We start from the raw sequence: 21,563 nt of genomic DNA, 5'->3' as shown, positions 1-21,563 counted from the left end.
TAACACTGTGAGTGTAAGGAATAAAGTAGTGTTTATTTTATTCCTTATCGCTTTATTTATTCCCTTCTGCTAAACCGCGCTTTCCTCGTTTTCTCAATTTTTATTGCGAATGGCTACGCATTGGCATCGAACTGATAACGACTGATGTGGTGATAAACCTTGCCTGGCACTAACCAAACATCATCACCAAAGCGCTCGCCTTGGTTCGGTGAGTCTGGCAGCATCTGCGGCTCTAAACACACAGCATGATGTTGATTTAATACCTGTTGATTGCGACCTACAGTGCCATTTAAAAAATTAGCACAGTACAGCTGCACACTCGGTTGATTAGTATAAACCGTCATCGCGCGGCCACTCACAGGACTGCTTAAACAACCAAAACGGGCGAGTGAGCCATCGGGATTATTCATCATATAACAGTGATCATAACCGCGAGTGCTTGCGAGTTCAGCGGCATGCAGCTTATCACCTAAGCGTATCGGTTGACTTAAATCGAAAATCGACCCAGTTGTATCGGCAATACCAGTGGGAACACTGACATCATTCATGGTGAGATAGCGCTTGGCATCGATTTGCATCAGATGTTCGTGATTGGTCTCTGAACCATCGAGGTTGAAATAACTGTGCTGGGTTAAGCTAACGGGACAGGCTTTATCCACCGAGGCTAAGATTTCTACGTACAAATTATTGCCTGCGAGGCGGTAATCCAACTGAACCGTGCAATTACCGGGGAAACCCATGTCGCCATCTGGGCTCATTAAGGTCAAACGCACACCATCGGGGAGTTGACCTAGTTGCCAGTTTTTACGATTAAACCCTTCACGGCCGCCGTGTAAACAGTTAGTCGCTTGGTTTACATCTAATTGATAATCATGACCTTGATAGTGCATTTTGCCGTTAGCGATGCGATTTGCAAAGCGGCCTGCAATGGCACCTAAGTGAGCCGATTGGGTCAAGTAATCTTCAGCGCTATCACAACCTAAGACGATATTGGCACGTTCGCCGTGTTTATCAGGTGTCCACAGAGCGCGGATAATACCGCCTAAGCTGATGACTTCTAATGCGAGTATGCCATTGTCGATCCGAACCCGTTCGATTTCACCGCCGCGGGGATCTGTCCAAGGATCCAAAACACTGAAACGTACCATTTAGCTTCCCTCTGTGTTGAATATGCTCACTGCTTATTGTGTTAAATTAGTATGTTAACCCTATTATTTGCCATCAACAGCATAAAGTTCAGTGATGAATTCGTATGTTATCGACGGCGTAGTCACTCTATTCGGTTGTCTTTGGTTTAAGTGCGGCTAAGTGCTTGTTCTAGCAAATTGCCTGTTCTGGCTAGTTATCTATGCGCCCCGCGCCAGCGCTGGCGGAACATAAATACACTGTGGCATCGATGGCGGTTTTTTCGAAGAATTCATGTTCAACGGCGGCAACAACAGCGTCAGTCAGTTCATGGTCGACCAAGGCGACCACGCAGCCGTCGGTCATGCGGATGCCACCACGCTCGCCGATCACTTGGCTGACAATTTCAACTAAAGTATCAAATTCGGGCAGTGTGACTTCAAAATCATCACGCAGTGAAGCATGGGATTCAGCCATTAAACGACTGAATTTTTGGATGTTATTTTGCTCTAAGGCGCGAGCAGCATTTTGAGTTCTTTGGTTCTCAGTGACTACGTGTTTCGCTCGGCGGTATAGCACTTCATCTAAATCGGCCTTTGCACTTTCTAGTTGGCGTAAATCGAGGTGACGCAGTGCATCTAAGCCAAAGTACTCTGCCGCTTGTGCACACTCAGTGCGACGTTGCTCATTGGTCGCAGCTAAGCGTTGTTTCTCGATATGGGCATCTATGATGATAAGGCTTAGGTTTTCTGGAATGGGAATAGCTTCGCTATCGAGATCTAAGCAGTCAATCAGGAGTGCATGGTCTTGTTCACCCATGGCGCTGCACATTTGATCCATGATGCCACAGGCCGACTCAACATACCTGTGCTCACCGCGCTGTGCGAGTTGCGCCACCGCCATTGGGGATAAATGCAGTTGGCTGGTATCACTAATGGCTGTACCGAAGGCGACAACGAGTGCACCTGAAGATGAAAGACCTGCGGCAAGTGGCACATCGCCCACAATGGCTAAGTCTAAGCCCTTGGCTAATAAGCCAGTTTGCGCCATAGCAGCAGTAAAACCTTTGAGGTAATTCACCCAGCCATCTTGCGGGTCCATGTCGTTTTCTTGGCCGAAAACCCACTCTTTAATTTGTCCGGGAAACGCATCGGCGACGGCTCGAAACTTAGTATCGTCACGGCGTTTTACCGCAATCACTGTATGAAAATTAATGGCTGCCGGGAGTACAAAACCGTCATTGTAATCCGTGTATTCACCGATCAGATTGACTCGCCCTGGGGCTTGATATAAATCATCGGCTTTAGTGCCAAAGGTTTGGACAAATAACTTAGTGGCGCGCTGCGCAGGGTTTGACATGCTGTAAAAAATTCCAAAAAAGCTGAGCTAATTTCGTTACCGTCATCGATTTATATCACGACTGAGTCAGTGATGTAACTGAGATTTTTTGCTGAAATGGCGATAGGCTGCAATGAGTAAATCGATACTGGGATGAGGGGGCAAAATAGCGTATTGAGTGTTTTATCTAGCTAATTGATTTGTAAAGATTAGTCAGCATTTAGTTGGATGCCGCACAAACTAGCAGAGGATGTTACTGCTCGTTTGTGCGACCTGTTATGGCGTGATTTTAATTTAATGCAGCATTAGCAGGCACTTAACTACGTGGCTCCGCATTAAGTTTAGGATCAGGCACTTGTACAGTATCTTCCGCTTGAACTGTGTTTTTTTCCGAGTTTTGCAATAGCTCGTAAATCACATGATCCACAAAACCAGCACCTGCGGCTTCGTACAGGTTGTACACACTGTGTACACCCGATTCTCGAAGCGCCGCAGCATCGTCACTGTACTGCACAATTGCACTGATTTTGCCTTGATAATTCAGTTTTTTGAGTTGCTCAACTGCAAACATATTTCCCGCGTGGTGCGGCATGGCTAGCAGTACCAGTTCAAGATTAGGTGCTCTGTCGAGTTTTTCCCAAAAGTCGGTATCTGAGGCGTCACCTTGCACTACATTGCGACCCTTTGTTTTATGTAAGTCGACTAAGTCTTGCTTGTGTTCAATACCGAGAATTTCCCCATCAAATTGTTCCCTGAGTTCATCATAGGCACCGCTACCAATACGGCCCATGCCTAAGATTAAAAAGCGTGGATTGCCAATGGCTATCGGTCTATCTTCTGGGTGTAACGGGCGTTTTTCAAGTTTGATTAAACGCTGCTGGAATCGCTGGTAGATATTACCGACGGTGGCGTTAAGTGGCGCGGCGAGTAAAAAACTAAAGCTTAATGCCACGGCGATGATCACTAGCCACTCGGGAGGTAACCAACCTTTATAGGTGGCTACTGCGGCGACGATCAAACCGAATTCACTGAAGTTACCTAGGTTAAATGAGCCCAACATAGAGGTACGTGAACGCAGTTTAAAGCGGGTAAGAATGTAAACAAACAGCAGGATTTTAAGTGGCACTAACAGCACTAATAGCGCCGCGAGTACGATATCCGATACCGTAGGTAAGCCATTGAGTCCTATGGTTAAGAAGAAGGCAACGAGGAAGAGTTCTTTAAAATAGAACAGGGATTTTGCCAGCTCGGAGGACTTTTTGTGGCCCGCCAACAAGATACCGATAATCAGTGCGCCGAGATCGGGTTTTAAACCAACAGATTCAAATAACCAAGCGCCAACCACGAGTGCCATAACTAGGCCGAAAAGGACTAAGAGTTCACCGTGGCCGACACGGTCGAACGCTTTATAGATGAGCGGTTTAGCTAGTGGCAGTAAGAGTAATGCAAAGGCCCATACCGAAGGTACATCGCCTTTAGAAATGGTTAAAAACAGTACGGCGAAGATATCCTGCATAATCAAGATACCAATAGCGACCCGGCCGTAGAGGGATTGCACGTCGCCTTTATCTTCTAACACTTTGACCACAAATACGGTGCTGGAGAAGCTTAATGCGAAGGCAATTAACGTCAGTTGTTCTAGGTTCAGACTCGTGAGTTGGCTTAAGCCCAGTAAGCCGAAGAGTTTCAGAATCGGCACAAAAATCACGATCGAGAGCACTAAGTGCACACTCGAACCCGCCCATACTTCGGCCTTGAACAGGCTACGAATATCGAGTTTTAACCCTATGGCGAACAACAGTAAAGTGACGCCTAGGCTGGCGAGTTCTTGCAGTAATGGCAGGCTTTCTTTATCTATTCCTAAGATGAACAGTACAAAGCCTGCCACTAAGTAGCCGATGAGCGGAGGGAGTCCTATACGGCTGACGAGCATGCCGCAGATGAGTGTAATAATGAGGATGCCTGGTTCCATGATGCTCCAATCTAAAAAGTCTAAAATTGTAAGTGATTGTATAAGAAATCTATGACACTTGGATAAAAAAGCGGACTTTTAATGAAAAAAGTCCGCTTTTTATTGGTGTTGCGGTAAATACACTTGGCTGTTAAAACACACGTGAACTAAATCACTCCGCTGGTCTAAGCCTAAATCGTTACTATTTCACGAGATGATCTAAATGGGTTGCAAAATCTTTGGGGCCCATAAAACCAGTCACGCGTAAATCTTCCCTTTGCTCACCTTGTTCGTTAAACATCAACAGCGTAGGCAAACCGAGCACATTGTATTTTTCGAGTAAGGCCACATCGACCTTGTCACTTTTAGTCACATCCGCTTGTAGTAGCACGATTTTATTCATGCGGGCTAACACGTCGGTATCTTTAAAGGTGATGGCTTCGAACTCTTTACAGGCAACACACCAATCGGCGTACAGATCGAGCATCACAGGCCTACCTTGGGCGGTAGCGGCTGCAATTTCTTGCTCAAGATCTTCAATGGATTTAATGCGTTTAAAGCCATGGACTTCTTCGGTCGTCGCCGCAGTGCCTACGGAATTGTTATTAAAACCAAAGTGTCCCATCACAGCTTGGAATCCGTAGGAGAAGCTCGCCAGTAGCGCCAGCGTTAATAGCACTGAACGTACAGTTTGTTTCCAGTTAAATTCACTGAGTTTGTTCTGATGCATCAAGTAGCCGGTGAAGCTTACGCCCCACAGTGACCAAAGCACATCGGATACTACGCCTGTCCAAATACGGCCAAGCATCACGATAGATACAGCGATCAGCAGGAATCCGAAGATAGTCTTGATGATGTCCATCCAAGCGCCGGCTCTCGGTAATAATTTACCGCCTGAGGTGCCGATAATCAGTAGTGGTAATCCCATACCCATGCTGAGTACATACAGGGCTAAGAAACCTTGGAGTAGGTCGCCGGTTTGCGCCACATAAACGAGTGCACCCGACAGCGGCGCGGTAGTACAAGGTGATGCGACAAGGCCAGAAATCACGCCCATCAAGAACACGCCAACTAAGTTGCCGCCTTTTTGATTATTCGAGACTGAGTTCATCTTCTCCTGCCAGCTCGATGGCAGTTTCAAATCGTATAGGCCAAACATAGATAAGCTGAGCACAAAGAACAAAATCGCGAGTACGACTAATACGGCAGGATGTTGTAATGCCGCTTGGTATTTTAGTCCCGCCGATGCAACCACTAACCCTAAGATAGAGTAAGTGATTGCCATGCCTTGGACGTAAGCCATGGACAAGGTAAAGGCTTTTGCGGTTGAGAGCTTTTGCCCTTGGCCGACAATAATACCCGACAAAATCGGATACATAGGGAATACGCAGGGCGTTAATGCCAGACCGACACCTAGACCAAAGAAAATCACTAAAGTCCAAATTAAGCTGTCGTTCGACAGCATTTGGCTCAGGGTATCTTGCTGAGTAATGGGTTGCGTATTGGCTTTATCGGCAGTGCTTGGCTCAGTGCTGGTTTGCTCAGTCGTCGTGGTTGATTCGGCGCCTGCAATTAAGCCATCGGTGGCTGCTATCGCCTTTAAAACGACTTCATGTTTGGTCGGTGGATAACACAATTTACCTTCGGCACAACCCATAAAGGTCACTGTGAGTGTGGCATTTTCATCGGCCTGTTTTAAACCAACGGGAATATCGACATAGGTATAATAGACTTCTTGCTTACCAAAATACTCATCTTCATGGGGCTTTCCCTTGGGCAGCGCCACTGCGCCTAACTCGGCACCATTGACGCTAAATTTAAGCTTGTCGCGGTACATATAGTAACCGTCGGCAATCACCCAATTGAGTTTGACCTGATTACCTTCTTGCTTGGAATCGAAGACAAATGCTTGATCGACTGGCATCAATTCAGGCTCACCCTTCATGAAGTCGAATTTGGTACCGAACACCCCTTCACTATGAGCTAAGGGCGCAAGAAGCAATAAAGAAGTGAAAATAAGGCTGAGTAGTTTTTTCATGGCTGAGTGTTGTCTTTTATCCAATCTAAGTAGGCTGGTAGCCCGTGGGTCACAGGCACGGCAATAATTTCGGGTACTTGATAAGGGTGAAGCCTAAGCACAAGTTGTTCTAACTCTGTATATCGACTTTGTAAACATTTAATCTGTAAGCTAAATTCTTGCTCTTCACAGATTTTTCCTTCCCAAGCATAAATTGAACGTATCGGGGCGGAAATCTGAACACAAGCGGCAATACGCGACTCAATTAAAGCTCGGGCCAAGGTATTGGCTTGTACTTCATCGGGGCAGGTTGTGCTAACCACTAAATACTGACGCTGCATGGTGTTAGGTATCGTCTCTTAAGAATCTTAAAGTTCGCTTAAGCCAACTCCGTTAGGCTACTTTACGTGTTTTAATGGTCTCATACATTAGCGGGTTAACAAAAGGGTGAGCTAAATATCAGTGTTTTGCTCCCTTACTTGGTCCTAATGGTTATCCTGACTTGAATTAAGACCGGATAACCCCCATTTAGTTTACAGAGATAGTCAGATAAACCTGAGGTCGGTATGTTTTTCATTATTTTTTTACTCTTTGTGCTGATCCCAGTAATAGAGCTGTCGGTGCTGATCCGTGTGGGTGAAGTGCTTGGCACTTGGACTACCATAGGTTTAGTGCTGTTTACCGCCGTGCTCGGGGTCTCTCTGGTTCGCAGCCAAGGCTTAAATACCTTAATGCAAGTACAACAAAAACTCGCCCGCGGTGAAGCTCCGGGGCAAGAAATTGTCGAAGGCATGATGTTAGCTATGGCGGGCATCTTGCTCGTGATCCCCGGTTTTGTGACCGATGCCATTGGCCTATTATTCTTGACGCCATTAACCCGTCGCCCCATTGCTGCCTTGCTGTTCAAACGCATGCAGTTACGGGTTGTTGCCGGTTTACAGGGCACAATGCACGGTGGCTTTCAAGCGGGCCAAGGTCACTTTGGGCCTAAGCCACAGGACCCATTTGGCCAAGCGCCATTTGATGATAGTGTGAAAAAGGACGGTAATGTGTTTGAGGGAGACTTTGAACATAAAGTCGATCCAAGTGATATCAAACCCGCTAGCCATCAACTCTCTGATAAAGCGCAGGACAAAGAACAGGATAAAGATCCTAAGCCTTAGTCTTAGTATGAGTCTCGTATTGTCTTAGTCGCTTGTTGCGTTAGTTTGTTATTGGATTAACTCAGTTGATTATCGCGTTTATTCGCTTGAGTTTTCTCCCTAATATCCCTTAGATACCAGTGGCCGACTGAATCAATCTGACCTGTGCCGCTGGTTCACCTCCCCCGTAATAGCCATTTCACTCTTAAAAAACTCCAATCCTAATAACCCGCTCACTCAGCATAAGAGTGAACATGATATTAGAGAAAAGCTTTTTGATCGCATCCACGCGATAAAGTTAGGTATTATTAAATCATGACTCTGTACCCAAGAGAAAAAGCAATATCAGTGCTGTTGTCCATGTTGAGTAGGTTTTCGACGATAGTAAATTCAATTGCACTGTTATTCAGATAATACCTATAGCCTAGAAATACTTCGTGGGAAGGTTTTGAAAAGTCATTATCTGTTTTGAGTAAACCTTCATAGTGATGTAATTCAATCAGCCAACCATGGCGTCCCATTAAATACTCATAACCTAAAGATAACATTACAGCATGGTCTTTATAGTCTATTCCAGATAGACTTTCATCATTTCGTCTAAAGCTTATACCTGTAGTGGAATAAAAATGATGCATTCCAGATGTATAGCTATAATTCAGCTGTAATGCTTGTTCAAAACGGTTATCTACAAATGGGCCAGAATTAACATGGTTGTAATATAAGCTGCCACCTATTGATAGACCATAATTATCCTCACTAAGCAATTGATATTCTAAATAGAAATTTAGGGCATTCGTTAGCGTATCGCCAGAAAGATCAGGTTGATTGATACCATTCTTTGAAAATATTTGGTTTTTGTCTTTGATTGTATTGTCGCGGCCATTTTGACCCACACCAAATGCATCATGAAACCAGATAGTGACCGAGTCAAGATGGTTATCCCCACTAAAACTCCACTTATAATTAGTATCAAACATCCATTTTTCAGTGAGTTGCCACTTTATTCCGCCATTAAGAGAATTATGATAATAGTCAGCATAGTAATCGTCAGTTTCAGCCCATACACTTGCTACTGTTGCAGATCCGTATATTTCTTTTTTCCCTTCAGGCAGTGCAAATCCTGAACGAAGTAGAGGCGTTAAGCTACCCGCATGTGTAGGTGATTGGGCATGCACACGAAGTGGCCCATAATGACTATAATTGATATTTTCTGCGAAAGTACTCGGTAAAAATATTACCGTATAAATTAGAGGTGCTCTAATAGTCACAAATAAAATTTTCTTTGCATATTTCATCGAAAACTCTTTTTTAGCTAATCTCTATTAAAAGCAATGTTTTGTAGTGAGGCTGATGTTATGTATAAATGACTTAAATTTTGTCTGTTTTAAGCAATAAAGTTTTTGATTAGGCGGATTTCTAATTAATTTTAGAATTAAAAACTACAAAAAACATACCATAATAGTACAAGTGCGAGCCAGAATGACCTACAGATAAACGGGATTGAAGTGAGTATTAGTAAAGTGCTAATAACTGCCAGTAATATTGTCTGTTTACTCATTGTCTGGACGCTATCAAAGCGTAATTTCATGATGTTTCTCAAACATAAATTAGTATTTCAACAAAGTAATAACATTATTTATGCTGTTAGTTATAGGTAGTGGTATTACAGATAACATTGTAAATGAATAATCAGCACTAAATATACCGCTGCCATTTACTTGTGTAAATGTGTGTAACTGGTAATTGTCCAGTATTAGCGGTGAAAATATGGAACTGATAGTTCATATTTTTTAATTAATATATTTATTTATCAGTCATATTAGTTATCGTAATTAAAGATCAATCTCAGTTTGCCAAACTTGTTTATCTAATGGATGTGTTTGTTTAAATTGTCCCTCAAACCGCAATAGATCAAAAATGAAATGGCCAGCCAGCCACGAATGACTGACCGGCCGCGCCGGGAAGCGTTTTTGGATAAAATGCGGAGCAGGTTAGCTGGGTGATTGACCTCCTGTTGCCGTCGCTTTGATATTGAATACTAGGCTGTACATCACTGGCAGTACGATGAGCGTCAGCAGAGAAGCGAAGCCTAGACCGAAAATAATTGTAATCGCCATAGAACCGAAAAACGCGTCGGGGATCAGCGGTATCATCCCGAGCATAGTGGTTATCGCGGCCATCATCACTGGACGAACACGGCTGACACAGGAGTCGATTAAGGCAAAATAGGCTGGTTTACCTTCACTGAGCTCGAGGTTGATCTGATCGACCAAGACAATACCGTTTTTAATCACCATGCCCGACAAACTCAGTAATCCGAGTAGTGCCATAAAGCTGAAGGGCGCATCGAACAACAAGAGTCCCGCTGAAACCCCAATCAATGCCAGTGGCACAGTAAACCAGATCACTAAGGGCTGACGCACTGAGTTGAACAAGAATACGGTAATCAAAAACATCGCTAGATAACCTAAGGGAATCGAGCTAAATACCGACGCTTGTGCTTCGCCTGCGGTTTCAAATTCACCGCCCCATTCCAAGCGGTAACCTGTGGGCAGGCTGATCGCTTCGACCTGGTCTTTGATTTTGCGCAGTACAGAATCGGCGGTTTCATTGCTACCAAGCCTAGGGTCGGCCATCACAGCGAGCATGCGCATGCGATCGCGGCGCATCACCAGCGGATTTTCCCACTCAGTGTTAAAGCTACTGACTACTTGGGTGGCGGGCACAAAGGTATTGTGTTCGCTGCTCCAAATTTGCAGCTTCCATAGGCTGTCGGCCTGCAAACGTTCTTCGGCGGGCGCTCTGGCGACGATGGGCAGCAAGTGGCTGGTTTCTCGGTATAAACCAATTTGCTTACCGCTAAAGTTAACCAATAGGGCATTGTCGAGGTCTTGCTTGCTGATCCCTGTTTCGCGCGCTTGGGCATTTTCCAGTTGCGGACGGATCAGGGGCACCTGATTACGCCAGTTGTGACGTATGCCATCCATGCTCGGCTCTGCGTGGAAAATGGCCTCGGCTTGAGCACCTAAAGCGCGCAGCACTTCTGGATTATCACCGTAAAAGCGTGCCTCAATTTTGGCGGCGGGCGAAGGGCCGTTCTCCATGTTTTTTAAACGATATTGTGCCTGTGGGAAACGTTGATTTAACAAGGTTTCTAATTCTGGCATATAGGCTTTAACTGCGTCTAAATCCTGCATTTCTACAATCAACTGGGCAAAGGCGGGATAGCCTTTTTCTGGCTGATAGGGCAGTACGAAGCGCTGCGAACCTTGGCCAATAACGGTTGTTAAGTGTTTTAGCCCAACGTCTTTTTGCTCGTTCAGCGTAAGCATTAACTTCTCGATATCAGCGGTAAAACGCTCGGTCGCCTTGATGTCAGTCCCCTCTGGCATCCAGATATCCACAAAGAAAATCGGCGTGTTAGAAGCAGGAAAGAACACATTCTTGATATGACCAAAGCCCACCACAGCGCTGAAAAGCATAGTGATAACCAGCAGTATGCTCACCAGCCTAAAGCGCAGCGCTACAATTAAGCTTGTGCGATATAAGCTGAAGAACCAGCCCTTGTAGGGGTCTTGGGCTTCTTCATCGCTCGGCGCATCTTTAAATAACAGATGACAGAAAAACGGCGTGAGTGTGATGGCGGTGATCCAGCTGATAAACAGCGAAATCATCAACACTTGGAATAAAGAACGGCAGAATTCACCGGCGGCATTTTGCGATAAGCCAATGGGCGCAAAGGCAATAATGGCAATTACAGTCGCGCCCAATAGCGGCCACTGGGTTTGGGACACTATCTGTTTGGCCGCTTCCAAACGGGTCTTACCGCGACGGATACCAATTAAAATGCCTTCAGTAACGACAATGGCGTTATCGACCAACATACCAAGGGCAATAATAAGTGCGCCGAGGGAGATGAGTTGTAGCTCAATCCCGAGCACTTTCATCACGATAAAAGTGCCTAGAATCGTCAGCAGTAAAATCAGGCCCATCAATAGACCTGAGCGCAATCCCATAAACAGCAGAAGCACGGCGATCACTATGGCAATGGATTCCATTAGGTTGATTAAGAAGCCGTTAACTGTTTCATCTACCGCCTGACTCTGATTATAAACCGTCGCTAAATTCATGCCGATTGGGCGTTGTGATTCAAGCTCGGCTAAACGGTCACTGACCTTTTGCCCGATTTCGACTACATTCACACCGCTAGAGAAAGAAATCCCCAGCGATAACGCTGCTTCACCTTTATTGTGATAAAGCACGTTAGGGGTTTCGTCATAATCCCTTTCAATATTGGCAATGTCGCCAAGGTAAATCAGCTCAGAGCTACCCGGAGGGCTGACGATCAAACGTGCGAGATCCTGCACATTGCTAAATTCGCCCGTGGGATGAATGCGGATACGGTTATCGCCAATCACTAGGCTGCCCGCGTTAGAGACGACGTTTTGATTGTTCACTAAACCATAGATATAGCTCTGATCTAACCCCAGTGCCGACAGCTTTTGCTGGGAGATTTCAATCACGACTTGCTCGGTGACGTTGCCAGCAACAGAAACCTTTTTTACTCCAGGTACTAGCACTAGCTCGCGGCGCAGATAGTCGGCGTAATTGCTCAACTCGCGGTTGCTGTAATCAGGTCCCGAAAGGTTAAATAAAATGCCATACACATCGCCAAAGTCGTCCATCACCTGTGGCGTTGCTGTGCCCGGCGGCAAGTTTCTCGCAGCATCATTGACTTTACGACGCACTTCATCCCACACCTGCGGCAGGCTGGTTTTATCATAGCTTTCTTTAATCTCGATTTGGATTTGTGATAAACCCGCACTATTAATTGAAGTCACATGCTTAATGGCGTCGAGTTGCTGCAGGGCATCTTCGAGCGGTAATGTCACTTCTTCTTCAACTTGCTCAGGTGATGCACCGGGATAAGCCGTGATCACTAAAGCTTCTTTAATGGTAAATTCGGGGAATTCTAGTTGCCCCAAACCGGTAAAACTGACGCTACCACCCACGAGTAGTAGCAACACAAACATCCAACTAATGACTTTGTGGCGTATCGAATACTCTGCAATGTTCATCAATTACACCCCACGCTGCCAGCGTAGTGGTTTGACTTTCATGCCATCGGATAATTGAGACACTCCAGCGCTGACGATGAGATCACCCTTGTTGACGCCCGTTAAAATCTCAACACCTTGATTACTCACGCGTCCTAGCGTCACCATCGTCGGTTTTACTTCACCCGATTGCGCTTGATAAATCCACACTTGCACTTGGCCATCTTGGTCGCGCTTATCGATAGCGGTCACTGGCACTACCGTTGACGCGAGGGCACTAGGATCTTTGACTAAGGCTAAGGTCAACTCGGCACTCATTCCTGGAAGTAACTGAATATCTTGAGGTTGAGGTAACGAAAACACCACTTCATAGGCTTGAGTACCCGGCGTGACTTGAGTCGAGTATTCTTTAAATTTGGCATCGAAACTTTGCTCAGGGAAGGCACTAAAACGCACCTTAGCTGCAAAGTGAGCTTGATCGGTATATTGCTTCAAACCCGCCGCCATCGACTCGGGAACTTGAATGCTAATATCGAGCAAATTATTGTTTTGTAATGTTAATACCCCTTGGTTTGCTTGCACTATTTGGTGGTTATCCACTAAACGTTTGGCGACTGTACCGCTAAAAGGTGCCGTTAAACGGGTGTAACTCAGTTGATCGCGTGCAGCGGCTAAGGCGGCGGTGGCCGATTTGAGTTGCGCTTGAGTGCTATCAAACTCAGATTGTGAAATCAGCTTGCGATTGAGTAGCTCAACTTTACGTTTAAAGTCAGCGGCTAACAGTTCATGCTCCGCCTCGCGGGTCATTAAATTATTGTGGGCGTCCCTGTCATCAAGTTTTGCGAGTAAGCTACCTTGAGTGACTCTTTGCCCTTCAACTAATGCCAATTCTGTTAATTGTCCTGAAATGCGGAACGATAATTCTGCGCGACTATTGGCGGCAACGCGGGCTGGAAATGTTCTGAAATCTCCGTCTTCTACATTGAGTACTTCAAACAGTTTAACCGGACGAATTGTTGCCACTTGCACTGAACTTTCCGCAGGCGAACAACCACTGATCAGGGCTGGAAGCAGCATTGTCAGCGGCAAGAGTCGATATGATTTCATGGTGGATATTTCCTAGTTAACAAATTGTCAGCATTTCTGGGCGCGAAGATACCAGCTAAATTAGTTGCAATAAACGGGATACTTTGGGATTATCAGTCCCACATAATGAGATTGAACTTAAGGTCAAAATGAAGACAGAGGACTTAGCGTTATTCCACCGAATTGCTGAAACCGGTAGTTTGATTGAAGCGGCGGATTTACTTAACTTACCTAAATCGACTGTGAGTCGGCGTTTGCAAGCCTTGGAAGATGAGCTGAACATTAAATTGTTCCACCGTCAGAGCCGCTCTATGACGCTCACTTCTGCGGGCAGCCATTTTTACCAGCGCTCGCAGAATATTTTGGCTCAGCTCGACGAAACCCTATTCGAAATGACCAATGACGATGCTGAGATCAGCGGGCATTTGCGTATTCAAATGTTCCCCATCCACAGCATGAAAATCTTGATGCAAGCCATTTTCCGCTTTATGGATATGCACCCTAAACTCACCTTAGAAGTCATCAGCAGTTCAGAATCCGTTGATATGGTGAAACATAATCTCGATGTGGCCTTTGTAGTCGAGCCTGCGTTGGATACCTTAGATTTAGTAGTGCGGCCGATTTTTACCACTGACTTACGTTTTTACGCCAGTCCGCAATATTTAGCTGCATACGGTACACCTAAAACACCGAAAGAGATTGAAGCACATAATGTGTCTATGTTTCGTTTATCCAATGGCAAAATCTTTAATGAGTTATTTATCGGTTCAGAACAAGAGGTGAGAGTCAGAGGTAATTTCTGCTCCAACAGTATTGAAGTGGCGGTTGAGTTTGGATTGCAAGGACGCGGCATAGTGTATGCGCCTGCTGAAGTCGTGGATGAATATGTACAAAGCGGTGAGTTAGTGACTTTGTTACCTGAAATCCAGCCCCACCAAGGTGAGTGTTTTTTAGCTTATCCATCAAGACGTTACGTGAGTTTAGCCTGTCGACGCTTTATCGACTATATCATGCAAGAGTTAGTGCCAAATGGCGTGCCGATCAACATGAGCGAGCAAGGCCCACGTCGATCCTGCAAAGCCTCTACGGGAGCGTTTTCAGACGATGTGTTGCGCTTTCCCGTTAAAAAATCAAGCTAGTTTACCCCTCGCTAATGGCGTTTGCGGTCGTGATCTTTGTGGGCTCACAGATCCGCTGCGCCAGCCAGTAACAGGCAATTCCCATCAAAATATTAGTCACAGGTAGCGCGAGCAGCAGGCCTTTAACGTCACCTATATACGATCCCAAGGCTGCTAGCGGCAGCATGAGCAGCACTAAGCGGCACAGATTGATGACTAATGAACTCATAGGCCTGTGGTAGGCATTGAGCGAGGTCGCGACAATAATCACTATACCCAAAGGTCCGTAGGCGCAGGGCAGCACTAAGATATAAAAACTCAGCCATTCGATAACCTGCGGATCGGTACTGAATAAATGCGCGATAGGCTCGGCTAAAAAGATCAGTGGGATATAGAGTAAGGTTTGGAAAATAAAGATAAATTTTATCGATAACAGCAGGGCTTCTTTCGCTCTGTGTGGCTGTCCTGCCCCTAAGTTTTGCGCAATAAAGGGCATTAAACTCGACGACAGTGCCATCACCACGATTAATAGCACTGACTCTAACCGAGTACCGGCACCAAAGGCTGCCACGGCGCTGTGATCGATATGCGCCAACATGGCCATAATAATGGCATTGGCTAGTGGATTGATTAAATTCATCAAGGCGGCGGGTTGTGCGATATGGGCTAATTTGCTCCAGTTCGCGCGCATTCTGTCTATGTCAAAGGCGGTCCATTCGAGCATTTTGCGCCTGACAATCAACAAATATCCCGACAAAGATAAGGCAATCAACCAAGCGAACAGGGTTGCAATTGCGGCGCCTTGGATTTCTAAACGTGGAAATGGCCCAATACCAAAAATCAGTAACGGATCGAGGATAAGATTGATGATTGCCGCCAGCGCCATGATCATCGCCGGCGAGCGGGTGTCGCCAGTGGAACGTAAACCTTGATTGCCTACCATCAACAATACCAGCAGCGGTGCGCTGACATACCAGTAAATCATATAGTCGTGGATCAGCGGCAAGCTGTCATCGTTTGCCCCGAGTAAGCGAAACAGTGGCGTAATAAAAATGCTACCCAGTGCGGCTAAACTGGCGATCAAGACAAAGGTGAGCAATAAGGCATCATGCAAGAACACTTTGGCCTTATGGGCATTACCCGAACCGATAAGTCGACCTAAATTGGTCGAGACTCCAGCGCCAATACCAATGGCGATGCTAGAGATCACTAAGGTCACCGGAAAGGTAAAACTGATGGCGGCTAAGGCTTCAGTGCCCAATTGGCTGATAAAAAAAGTGTCAGCGAGGCTGAAACCTAGAATGGTCATAATGCCAATTAAGTTGGGGAGGCTCATGTTGAGCAGTACACGACCAATTGGCGCGGTGAGCAGCCCGTGTCTGTCTTTCATGGAAAAATAGTGCCTTGTTAGCGAGCGGAGGCGAGATTCTAGCAGGATTGTGCGGACTTGAAAAAACCGACATCAAAAAATTGAAGTTTTTTTTGTAAATGCCCTTGGATCTCGACACTGTCAGCCCCATATCTCAGACAGCAAAAGAGCAGACTAAGGTGTCTGTTTTTTTAATCACAAATAGGCTCGATTGTAGGGCATCAAATCATTAGGAGAGTTCATAGATGAATATTCGTCCATTACATGACCGCGTAATCGTTAAGCGTCTAGAAGTTGAATCAACATCAGCGGGTGGCATAGTACTGACCGGTAGCGCCGCTGAAAAATCAACTCGCGGTGAAATCCTTGCTGTGGGCAATGGCCGTATTTTAGAAAATGGCACAGTTAAGCCACTGGATGTCAAAGTGGGTGACGTGGTGATCTTCAACGAAGGTTACGGCGTTAAGAAAGAAAAAATCGACGGTCAAGAAGTCTTGATCCTGTCGGAAGCTGACCTGATGGCAGTAGTGGGTTAATCCTCAGCATCAATTCGACATTCCAATTAATCATTAAAAATTTAAAGGATAATCAAGATGGCAGCTAAAGAAGTTGTATTTGGTAATGACGCTCGCGTAAGAATGCTGGCTGGCGTAAACATTCTCGCAAACGCAGTAAAAGTGACCTTAGGCCCTAAAGGCCGTAACGTGGTATTAGACAAGAGCTTCGGCTCACCACTGATCACTAAAGACGGTGTTTCTGTTGCCAAAGAAATCGAGTTAGAAGACAAATTCGAAAATATGGGCGCGCAAATGGTGAAAGAAGTTGCTTCTAAAGCCAACGACGCCGCCGGTGATGGTACTACTACTGCAACTGTACTGGCTCAAGCCATTGTCGTTGAAGGCTTAAAAGCCGTTGCAGCCGGTATGAACCCAATGGATCTGAAGCGCGGTATCGACAAAGCCGTTATCGCTGCAGTTGCTGAATTAAAAGCCTTATCACAACCTTGTGCAGATTCAAAAGCGATTGCCCAAGTTGCGACTATCTCTGCAAACTCTGACGAATCTATCGGCGAAATCATCGCAACTGCGATGGAAAAAGTCGGTAAAGAAGGCGTGATCACAGTTGAAGAAGGCCAAGCGTTAGAAAACGAATTGGACGTAGTAGAAGGTATGCAGTTTGACCGTGGCTACCTATCTCCATACTTCATCAACAAGCCAGAAACCGGCAGCGTTGAGTTAGATCACCCATTCGTACTGTTAGTAGACAAGAAAATCTCTAACATTCGTGAACTGTTACCAATCCTTGAAGGTCTGGCAAAAACCGGTAAGCCATTGCTTATCGTTGCTGAAGACGTTGAAGGCGAAGCATTAGCAACTTTAGTTGTGAACAACATGCGCGGTATCGTGAAAGTGGCTGCCGTTAAAGCACCTGGCTTTGGCGATCGTCGCAAGGCAATGCTGCAAGACGTAGCAATCCTGACTGGCGGTACTGTAATTGCAGAAGAAATCGGCCTAGAGCTTGAAAAAGCAACGCTGGAAGATTTAGGTACAGCTAAGCGTGTTGTGATCACTAAAGACAACACCACCATCATCGATGGTAACGGCGAGCAAACACAAATTGCTGCTCGTGTAAGCCAAATCAAACAACAAGTTGAAGAGTCAACTTCTGACTACGACAAAGAAAAACTGCAAGAACGTATGGCTAAACTAGCTGGCGGCGTAGCAGTGATTAAAGTTGGCGCAGCGACTGAAGTTGAAATGAAAGAGAAAAAAGCCCGTGTTGAAGATGCTCTGCATGCAACTCGCGCTGCGGTAGAAGAAGGCGTGGTTCCTGGCGGCGGTGTGGCTCTGGTTCGCGTAGCTTCTAAGATCGCTGAAGTAGAAGTATTAAACGAAGATCAAAAACACGGTGTGGTTATCGCACTGCGTGCAATGGAAGCGCCACTACGTCAAATCGCCACTAACGCGGGTGAAGAAGCGTCAGTTGTTGCTAACACAGTGAAGAACGGCAGCGGTAACTTCGGTTACAACGCCGGTAATGATACTTACGGTGATATGTTAGAAATGGGTATCCTTGACCCAACTAAAGTGACCCGTTGTGCATTGCAATTCGCTGCGTCAATCGCAGGTCTGATGATCACTACAGAAGCTATGGTTGCTGAGATCCCACAAAATGCTGGCCAAGATATGGGCGGTATGGGTGGGATGGGCGGAATGGGCGGCATGATGTAATTTTTGCTGGTCTAAAACGTTGATTACGGCGTTGCTGCTCGCTCACATACACACAACGTATGCTACGCTCACAGCGCCTTGTACTGAACGTTTTATCCTGCGCAAAAACGTCTACGGTCTTTAGCTTAATCGCTTAAACCTAAATTGTTGTAAGAGAAAAATGAAAACCCCGACTCGGGTAACTGAGTCGGGGTTTTGTTTTTGGTCTGGTGACTTGGGAGTATGAGGTGTACTTACCTACACTTTTTGGGATTTAAGCACTGAAATGGCTATAAAGGTGTAACATTGTACACTTTTGGTTGACTTGTCATTTTCAACAATCCAAAAGTGTAGTTCTGTACACTTTTATATTGAATGGGGCTAGTTTTAGGGCTAAGGTGTATGAAGTTACACTTTTGGAGATGATGATGGTATCACCGCTAAATCAACAATCCCTCGGCTTGTTAATTAAAGAGCGAAGGAAAAGTGCTGCTCTTACTCAAGACGTGGCAGCCATGCTGTGCGGCGTAACCAAAAAAACGCTGATCCGAGTTGAAAAAGGTGAGGATGTTTATATCTCAACCGTATTCAAAATTCTTGATGGTCTGGGGATTGATATCGTTTCGGTTCAAACCAGCGACACCGAAACTAACGGCTGGTATTAACCTATGAGTACTTCCAAAAAGCTCACGTTAGAGATGCACCTCGGTGATTTAATTATCGGGGAATTATCCTTTGATACGACGACCGACACCTTTGCCGTACATTACACCAAAGACTGGCAACAAAGTGGATTCCCACTATCCCCAACAATTCCCTTAGATGGCACAGGAAGTAGCAGTCAGATATCGATGTTTTTGGTTAACTTATTACCGGAAAACAAAGGATTAGATTATCTAATTGAATCGCTTGGCGTCTCCAAGGGAAATACCTTTGCCTTGATCCGTGCAATTGGCCTCGATACCGCAGGTGCTGTTGCATTTGTTCCTAAAGGGACTTTGCTGCCTGAAACACAATTACGGCCAATTAAGGCTGAAGAAGTTATTCAGCGAATTGAAGATCCCACAATGTGGCCGATGGAAATTTGGGACGGCAAACCTCGACTGTCGGTAGCGGGTGTACAACCTAAATTAAACCTGTTTTATAACGGTGAAGAATTTGCATTTGCCGAAGGCGCGCTTTCATCAACCCATATTGTTAAATTCGAAAAATATCGCCATTTAGTGCTCAATGAATTTATGACGATGCGCCTAGCTAAGGCGATTGGAATGAATGTTGCTAATGTTGATATCGTTCATTTTGGAGATTACAAAGTACTCTGTGTCGAACGCTTTGACAGACGTTATATGCCAAATGAGCAAAGGGTATTAAGAAGGCATATTGTCGATAGCTGCCAAGCACTTGGTTTTAGTGTTAGCAAAAAATATGAACGTAATTTTGGTTCAGGGCGTGATGTTAAAGATATCCGTGAAGGGGTAAGTTTTAACAGGCTCTTTAGTCTCGCAGCAAAATGCCGTAATCCAGTGGCCGCTAAACAGGATATGTTGCAATGGGCGCTATTCAATTTACTGACCGGTAATGCTGATGCACACGGTAAAAACTACTCATTTTTTATGACGCCAAGCGGAATGGAGCCAACTCCTTGGTACGATTTGGTCAGCGTGGCTATGTATGAGGATTTTGAACAACAGCTTGCGATGGCAATCGATGACGAATTTGATCCAAACAGCATTTACGCGTATCAATTGGCCGCATTTATTGATGGCTTAGGTTTACCAAGAAATTTATTAATCAGTAACTTAACGACAATAGCGCGAAGAATACCGCAGGCAATAGCTGAGGTGGTTTCAATGCTCCCGGCCCTCGATGAGAGTGAAACATCATTTGTGGCTCATTACAAAGCGCAGTTACTGGCGAGATGTGAGCGTTACCTTAGTTTTGCTGACGAGGTCAGGGATGTGGAAGTGTAGCTCTAGCTATATCTTATCACCCAGCGGTAATTTCGTAGGGAAGGGGGCACTCCTGTCACCTTCGCTTTATTTGTTAATCTATAGAGTTGGGCATATCCCATAATTCTTGATTGCTTTTAAAAGCAAAATCAAAGTCGTGGGGCTTCACCCCACACCCGACCAAAAGGGGAAAAGCGCCTGTTCCCCTTTTGGAAATCCCCCGGCGTCCCTAGCGAAGTTACATGCATTGGTTAGTAGCTTCGTGCTTATTCGAAAATCGCTAACGCTTCCGATGGTACATCCTGTACCCCGAAAGCTACGCAGACGTCCTGTCTGCGTCACACGCCATTCTTTCAATAAAGAGTCTTCAACGCCCCGCGGCAACTTCGCAGGGGAGGGTGAACTTCTGTAGTCTCGGTGTCTGTTGTTAGATCCAAAAGAGTTATGCCTGCCCCATCTTTGTCGCAGGTATTTTTTAAGCATGTTATTCCCCTTGGGATGCATTGCCTCACGGCAGAATTGAGCGCCTCACGGCGGGTTAAAGTGCCCACGCTTCACAGCGTTTGCGGGCTTGCGGTTTATAGGTATACGGGGATTTTAGGCGGGAGAAAAGCGTACCCGTTAACGGGTACTTATTATAAAGATTTCAATTCATCTGGTATATCAACATTAAAGTATGAAAAACTAAAAAGTAAACGTTCTTTAATAATGTGAGTATCATCTTTATCAGTAAATTCTTTTATCTCGGAGATCACTTGCTTTAGTATTAAGTTGAAATAATCTTCATCGAAAGCTTCTACCTTTATCTCTTTTCTTGTTAAGTTTTCTACCTCGAAAAAGCCAAAGTGCTTAAGAGCACAATATGCCATATAAGCGAAATCTAACGATATAGCAAGTCTCAGGGATTTTAAATTCTCTTGGTTTAAAATCACCCCAGCCTTGAAGCTTAAATACACCAGAATTCAGATAATAACTGCGACACTCTAATCGAGGTGTAGAAGAAGCCAACTGCTGAAAAGTGGTACGCTTTATCTCGCCAAAGTAAAAGAGTATCACCATGAATTATCAACAATTGACCGAAGCAAGACGATACCAGATTTCCGTACTGTTAGAACAGGGCTTTTCGATAGCACACATAGCTAAATGCATTGATTGTCATCGCTCTAGTGTCTATAGGGAAGTTAAACGATGCCAAGGGCAA

At 45.4% G+C, this 21,563-nt stretch carries 17 protein-coding genes; 7 read left to right on the top strand and 10 right to left on the bottom strand.

The window, feature by feature from the left end; genetic code table 11:
• Nucleotides 1-113: 113 nt before the first annotated feature.
• The 5 genes from L5M10_RS16095 to cutA form a co-directional block, all read right to left on the bottom strand.
• Complete coding sequence (locus L5M10_RS16095; protein ID WP_263255583.1) at nucleotides 114-1,148, bottom strand: aldose epimerase family protein; 1,035 nt, start codon at nucleotides 1,146-1,148, stop codon at nucleotides 114-116.
• A 190-nt stretch (nucleotides 1,149-1,338) separates the two neighbouring features.
• On the bottom strand, nucleotides 1,339-2,484 hold the full coding sequence (gene galK, locus L5M10_RS16090; RefSeq protein WP_028761840.1) for a galactokinase: 1,146 nt from the start codon (nucleotides 2,482-2,484) through the stop codon (nucleotides 1,339-1,341).
• Between the two features lie 295 nt (nucleotides 2,485-2,779).
• Nucleotides 2,780-4,435, bottom strand: coding sequence for a cation:proton antiporter family protein (locus tag L5M10_RS16085; RefSeq protein ID WP_263181796.1), 1,656 nt, complete (start codon nucleotides 4,433-4,435; stop codon nucleotides 2,780-2,782).
• 181 nt (nucleotides 4,436-4,616) lie between these two features.
• Nucleotides 4,617-6,452, bottom strand: coding sequence for a protein-disulfide reductase DsbD (locus tag L5M10_RS16080; RefSeq protein WP_263255582.1), 1,836 nt, complete (start codon nucleotides 6,450-6,452; stop codon nucleotides 4,617-4,619).
• Nucleotides 6,449-6,772 carry a divalent-cation tolerance protein CutA gene (cutA, locus tag L5M10_RS16075; protein ID WP_263255581.1) on the bottom strand — a complete coding sequence of 108 codons (324 nt, stop codon included), beginning with the start codon at nucleotides 6,770-6,772 and terminating at the stop codon, nucleotides 6,449-6,451. Before cutA ends, L5M10_RS16080 begins: the two co-directional genes overlap by 4 nt.
• 225 nt (nucleotides 6,773-6,997) lie before the next feature.
• On the opposite strand from cutA, the gene L5M10_RS16070 reads away from it, so the two are divergent.
• A complete protein-coding gene (locus tag L5M10_RS16070; RefSeq protein WP_263255580.1) occupies nucleotides 6,998-7,594 on the top strand; it encodes an FxsA family protein in 597 nt (198 codons plus the stop codon).
• 287 nt (nucleotides 7,595-7,881) lie between these two features.
• Here the strand turns inward: L5M10_RS16070 and L5M10_RS16065 are convergent, their stop codons facing one another.
• The 3 genes from L5M10_RS16065 to L5M10_RS16055 form a co-directional block, all read right to left on the bottom strand.
• Nucleotides 7,882-8,868: a DUF3187 family protein gene (locus L5M10_RS16065; RefSeq protein WP_211085909.1), complete on the bottom strand. Its 987-nt coding sequence runs from the start codon at nucleotides 8,866-8,868 to the stop codon at nucleotides 7,882-7,884.
• A gap of 696 nt (nucleotides 8,869-9,564) precedes the next feature.
• Complete coding sequence (locus L5M10_RS16060) at nucleotides 9,565-12,651, bottom strand: efflux RND transporter permease subunit (protein WP_263255579.1); 3,087 nt, start codon at nucleotides 12,649-12,651, stop codon at nucleotides 9,565-9,567.
• 3 nt (nucleotides 12,652-12,654) lie between these two features.
• Nucleotides 12,655-13,737 carry an efflux RND transporter periplasmic adaptor subunit gene (locus tag L5M10_RS16055; RefSeq protein ID WP_173246975.1) on the bottom strand — a complete coding sequence of 361 codons (1,083 nt, stop codon included), beginning with the start codon at nucleotides 13,735-13,737 and terminating at the stop codon, nucleotides 12,655-12,657.
• A gap of 128 nt (nucleotides 13,738-13,865) precedes the next feature.
• On the opposite strand from L5M10_RS16055, the gene L5M10_RS16050 reads away from it, so the two are divergent.
• Nucleotides 13,866-14,855 carry a LysR family transcriptional regulator gene (locus tag L5M10_RS16050; protein WP_263198263.1) on the top strand — a complete coding sequence of 330 codons (990 nt, stop codon included), beginning with the start codon at nucleotides 13,866-13,868 and terminating at the stop codon, nucleotides 14,853-14,855.
• A 1-nt stretch (nucleotide 14,856) separates the two neighbouring features.
• Here the strand turns inward: L5M10_RS16050 and L5M10_RS16045 are convergent, their stop codons facing one another.
• Nucleotides 14,857-16,224, bottom strand: a complete 1,368-nt coding sequence (locus L5M10_RS16045; protein ID WP_131525936.1) for an MATE family efflux transporter — start codon at nucleotides 16,222-16,224, stop codon at nucleotides 14,857-14,859.
• 224 nt (nucleotides 16,225-16,448) lie between these two features.
• Between L5M10_RS16045 and L5M10_RS16040 the strand changes: the two genes are divergently transcribed.
• The 4 genes from L5M10_RS16040 (at nucleotide 16,449) to L5M10_RS16025 (ending at nucleotide 20,383) form a co-directional block, all read left to right on the top strand.
• Nucleotides 16,449-16,739, top strand: coding sequence for a co-chaperone GroES (locus tag L5M10_RS16040; protein ID WP_006086113.1), 291 nt, complete (start codon nucleotides 16,449-16,451; stop codon nucleotides 16,737-16,739).
• Between the two features lie 57 nt (nucleotides 16,740-16,796).
• Nucleotides 16,797-18,434, top strand: coding sequence for a chaperonin GroEL (gene groL, locus L5M10_RS16035; protein WP_071938647.1), 1,638 nt, complete (start codon nucleotides 16,797-16,799; stop codon nucleotides 18,432-18,434).
• 407 nt (nucleotides 18,435-18,841) lie between these two features.
• Complete coding sequence (gene hipB, locus L5M10_RS16030; protein ID WP_259523426.1) at nucleotides 18,842-19,078, top strand: type II toxin-antitoxin system antitoxin HipB; 237 nt, start codon at nucleotides 18,842-18,844, stop codon at nucleotides 19,076-19,078.
• Between the two features lie 3 nt (nucleotides 19,079-19,081).
• Nucleotides 19,082-20,383, top strand: coding sequence for a HipA domain-containing protein (locus L5M10_RS16025; protein ID WP_263164466.1), 1,302 nt, complete (start codon nucleotides 19,082-19,084; stop codon nucleotides 20,381-20,383).
• Nucleotides 20,384-20,997: 614 nt separating this feature from the next.
• Here the strand turns inward: L5M10_RS16025 and L5M10_RS16020 are convergent.
• Nucleotides 20,998-21,318 carry a hypothetical protein gene (locus L5M10_RS16020; protein ID WP_263255578.1) on the bottom strand — a complete coding sequence of 107 codons (321 nt, stop codon included), beginning with the start codon at nucleotides 21,316-21,318 and terminating at the stop codon, nucleotides 20,998-21,000.
• Between the two features lie 101 nt (nucleotides 21,319-21,419).
• Here L5M10_RS16020 and L5M10_RS16015 point away from each other — a divergent pair.
• Nucleotides 21,420-21,563 (top strand): helix-turn-helix domain-containing protein (locus L5M10_RS16015; RefSeq protein ID WP_263179145.1); only part of this gene is annotated, 144 nt, incomplete at its 3' end.

It is taken from the genome of Shewanella sp. SM32, assembly GCF_025654235.1.
Lineage (GTDB): Bacteria > Pseudomonadota > Gammaproteobacteria > Enterobacterales > Shewanellaceae > Shewanella > Shewanella oncorhynchi.
The sequence above is the reverse complement of the archived record's forward strand: the minus strand, read 5'-3'. Positions and strand labels throughout refer to the sequence as shown.

Excerpts from the sequence above, each read along its gene's own strand:
- L5M10_RS16095 (WP_263255583.1), bottom strand. The coding sequence starts at position 1,148 with ATGGTACGTTTCAGTGTTTTGGATCCTTGGACAGATCCCCGCGGCGGT.
- galK (WP_028761840.1), bottom strand. The coding sequence starts at position 2,484 with ATGTCAAACCCTGCGCAGCGCGCCACTAAGTTATTTGTCCAAACCTTT.
- L5M10_RS16085 (WP_263181796.1), bottom strand. The coding sequence starts at position 4,435 with ATGGAACCAGGCATCCTCATTATTACACTCATCTGCGGCATGCTCGTC.
- L5M10_RS16080 (WP_263255582.1), bottom strand. The coding sequence starts at position 6,452 with ATGAAAAAACTACTCAGCCTTATTTTCACTTCTTTATTGCTTCTTGCG.
- cutA (WP_263255581.1), bottom strand. The coding sequence starts at position 6,772 with ATGCAGCGTCAGTATTTAGTGGTTAGCACAACCTGCCCCGATGAAGTA.
- L5M10_RS16070 (WP_263255580.1), top strand. The coding sequence starts at position 6,998 with ATGTTTTTCATTATTTTTTTACTCTTTGTGCTGATCCCAGTAATAGAG.
- L5M10_RS16065 (WP_211085909.1), bottom strand. The coding sequence starts at position 8,868 with ATGAAATATGCAAAGAAAATTTTATTTGTGACTATTAGAGCACCTCTA.
- L5M10_RS16060 (WP_263255579.1), bottom strand. The coding sequence starts at position 12,651 with ATGAACATTGCAGAGTATTCGATACGCCACAAAGTCATTAGTTGGATG.
- L5M10_RS16055 (WP_173246975.1), bottom strand. The coding sequence starts at position 13,737 with ATGAAATCATATCGACTCTTGCCGCTGACAATGCTGCTTCCAGCCCTG.
- L5M10_RS16050 (WP_263198263.1), top strand. The coding sequence starts at position 13,866 with ATGAAGACAGAGGACTTAGCGTTATTCCACCGAATTGCTGAAACCGGT.
- L5M10_RS16045 (WP_131525936.1), bottom strand. The coding sequence starts at position 16,224 with ATGAAAGACAGACACGGGCTGCTCACCGCGCCAATTGGTCGTGTACTG.
- L5M10_RS16040 (WP_006086113.1), top strand. The coding sequence starts at position 16,449 with ATGAATATTCGTCCATTACATGACCGCGTAATCGTTAAGCGTCTAGAA.
- groL (WP_071938647.1), top strand. The coding sequence starts at position 16,797 with ATGGCAGCTAAAGAAGTTGTATTTGGTAATGACGCTCGCGTAAGAATG.
- hipB (WP_259523426.1), top strand. The coding sequence starts at position 18,842 with ATGGTATCACCGCTAAATCAACAATCCCTCGGCTTGTTAATTAAAGAG.
- L5M10_RS16025 (WP_263164466.1), top strand. The coding sequence starts at position 19,082 with ATGAGTACTTCCAAAAAGCTCACGTTAGAGATGCACCTCGGTGATTTA.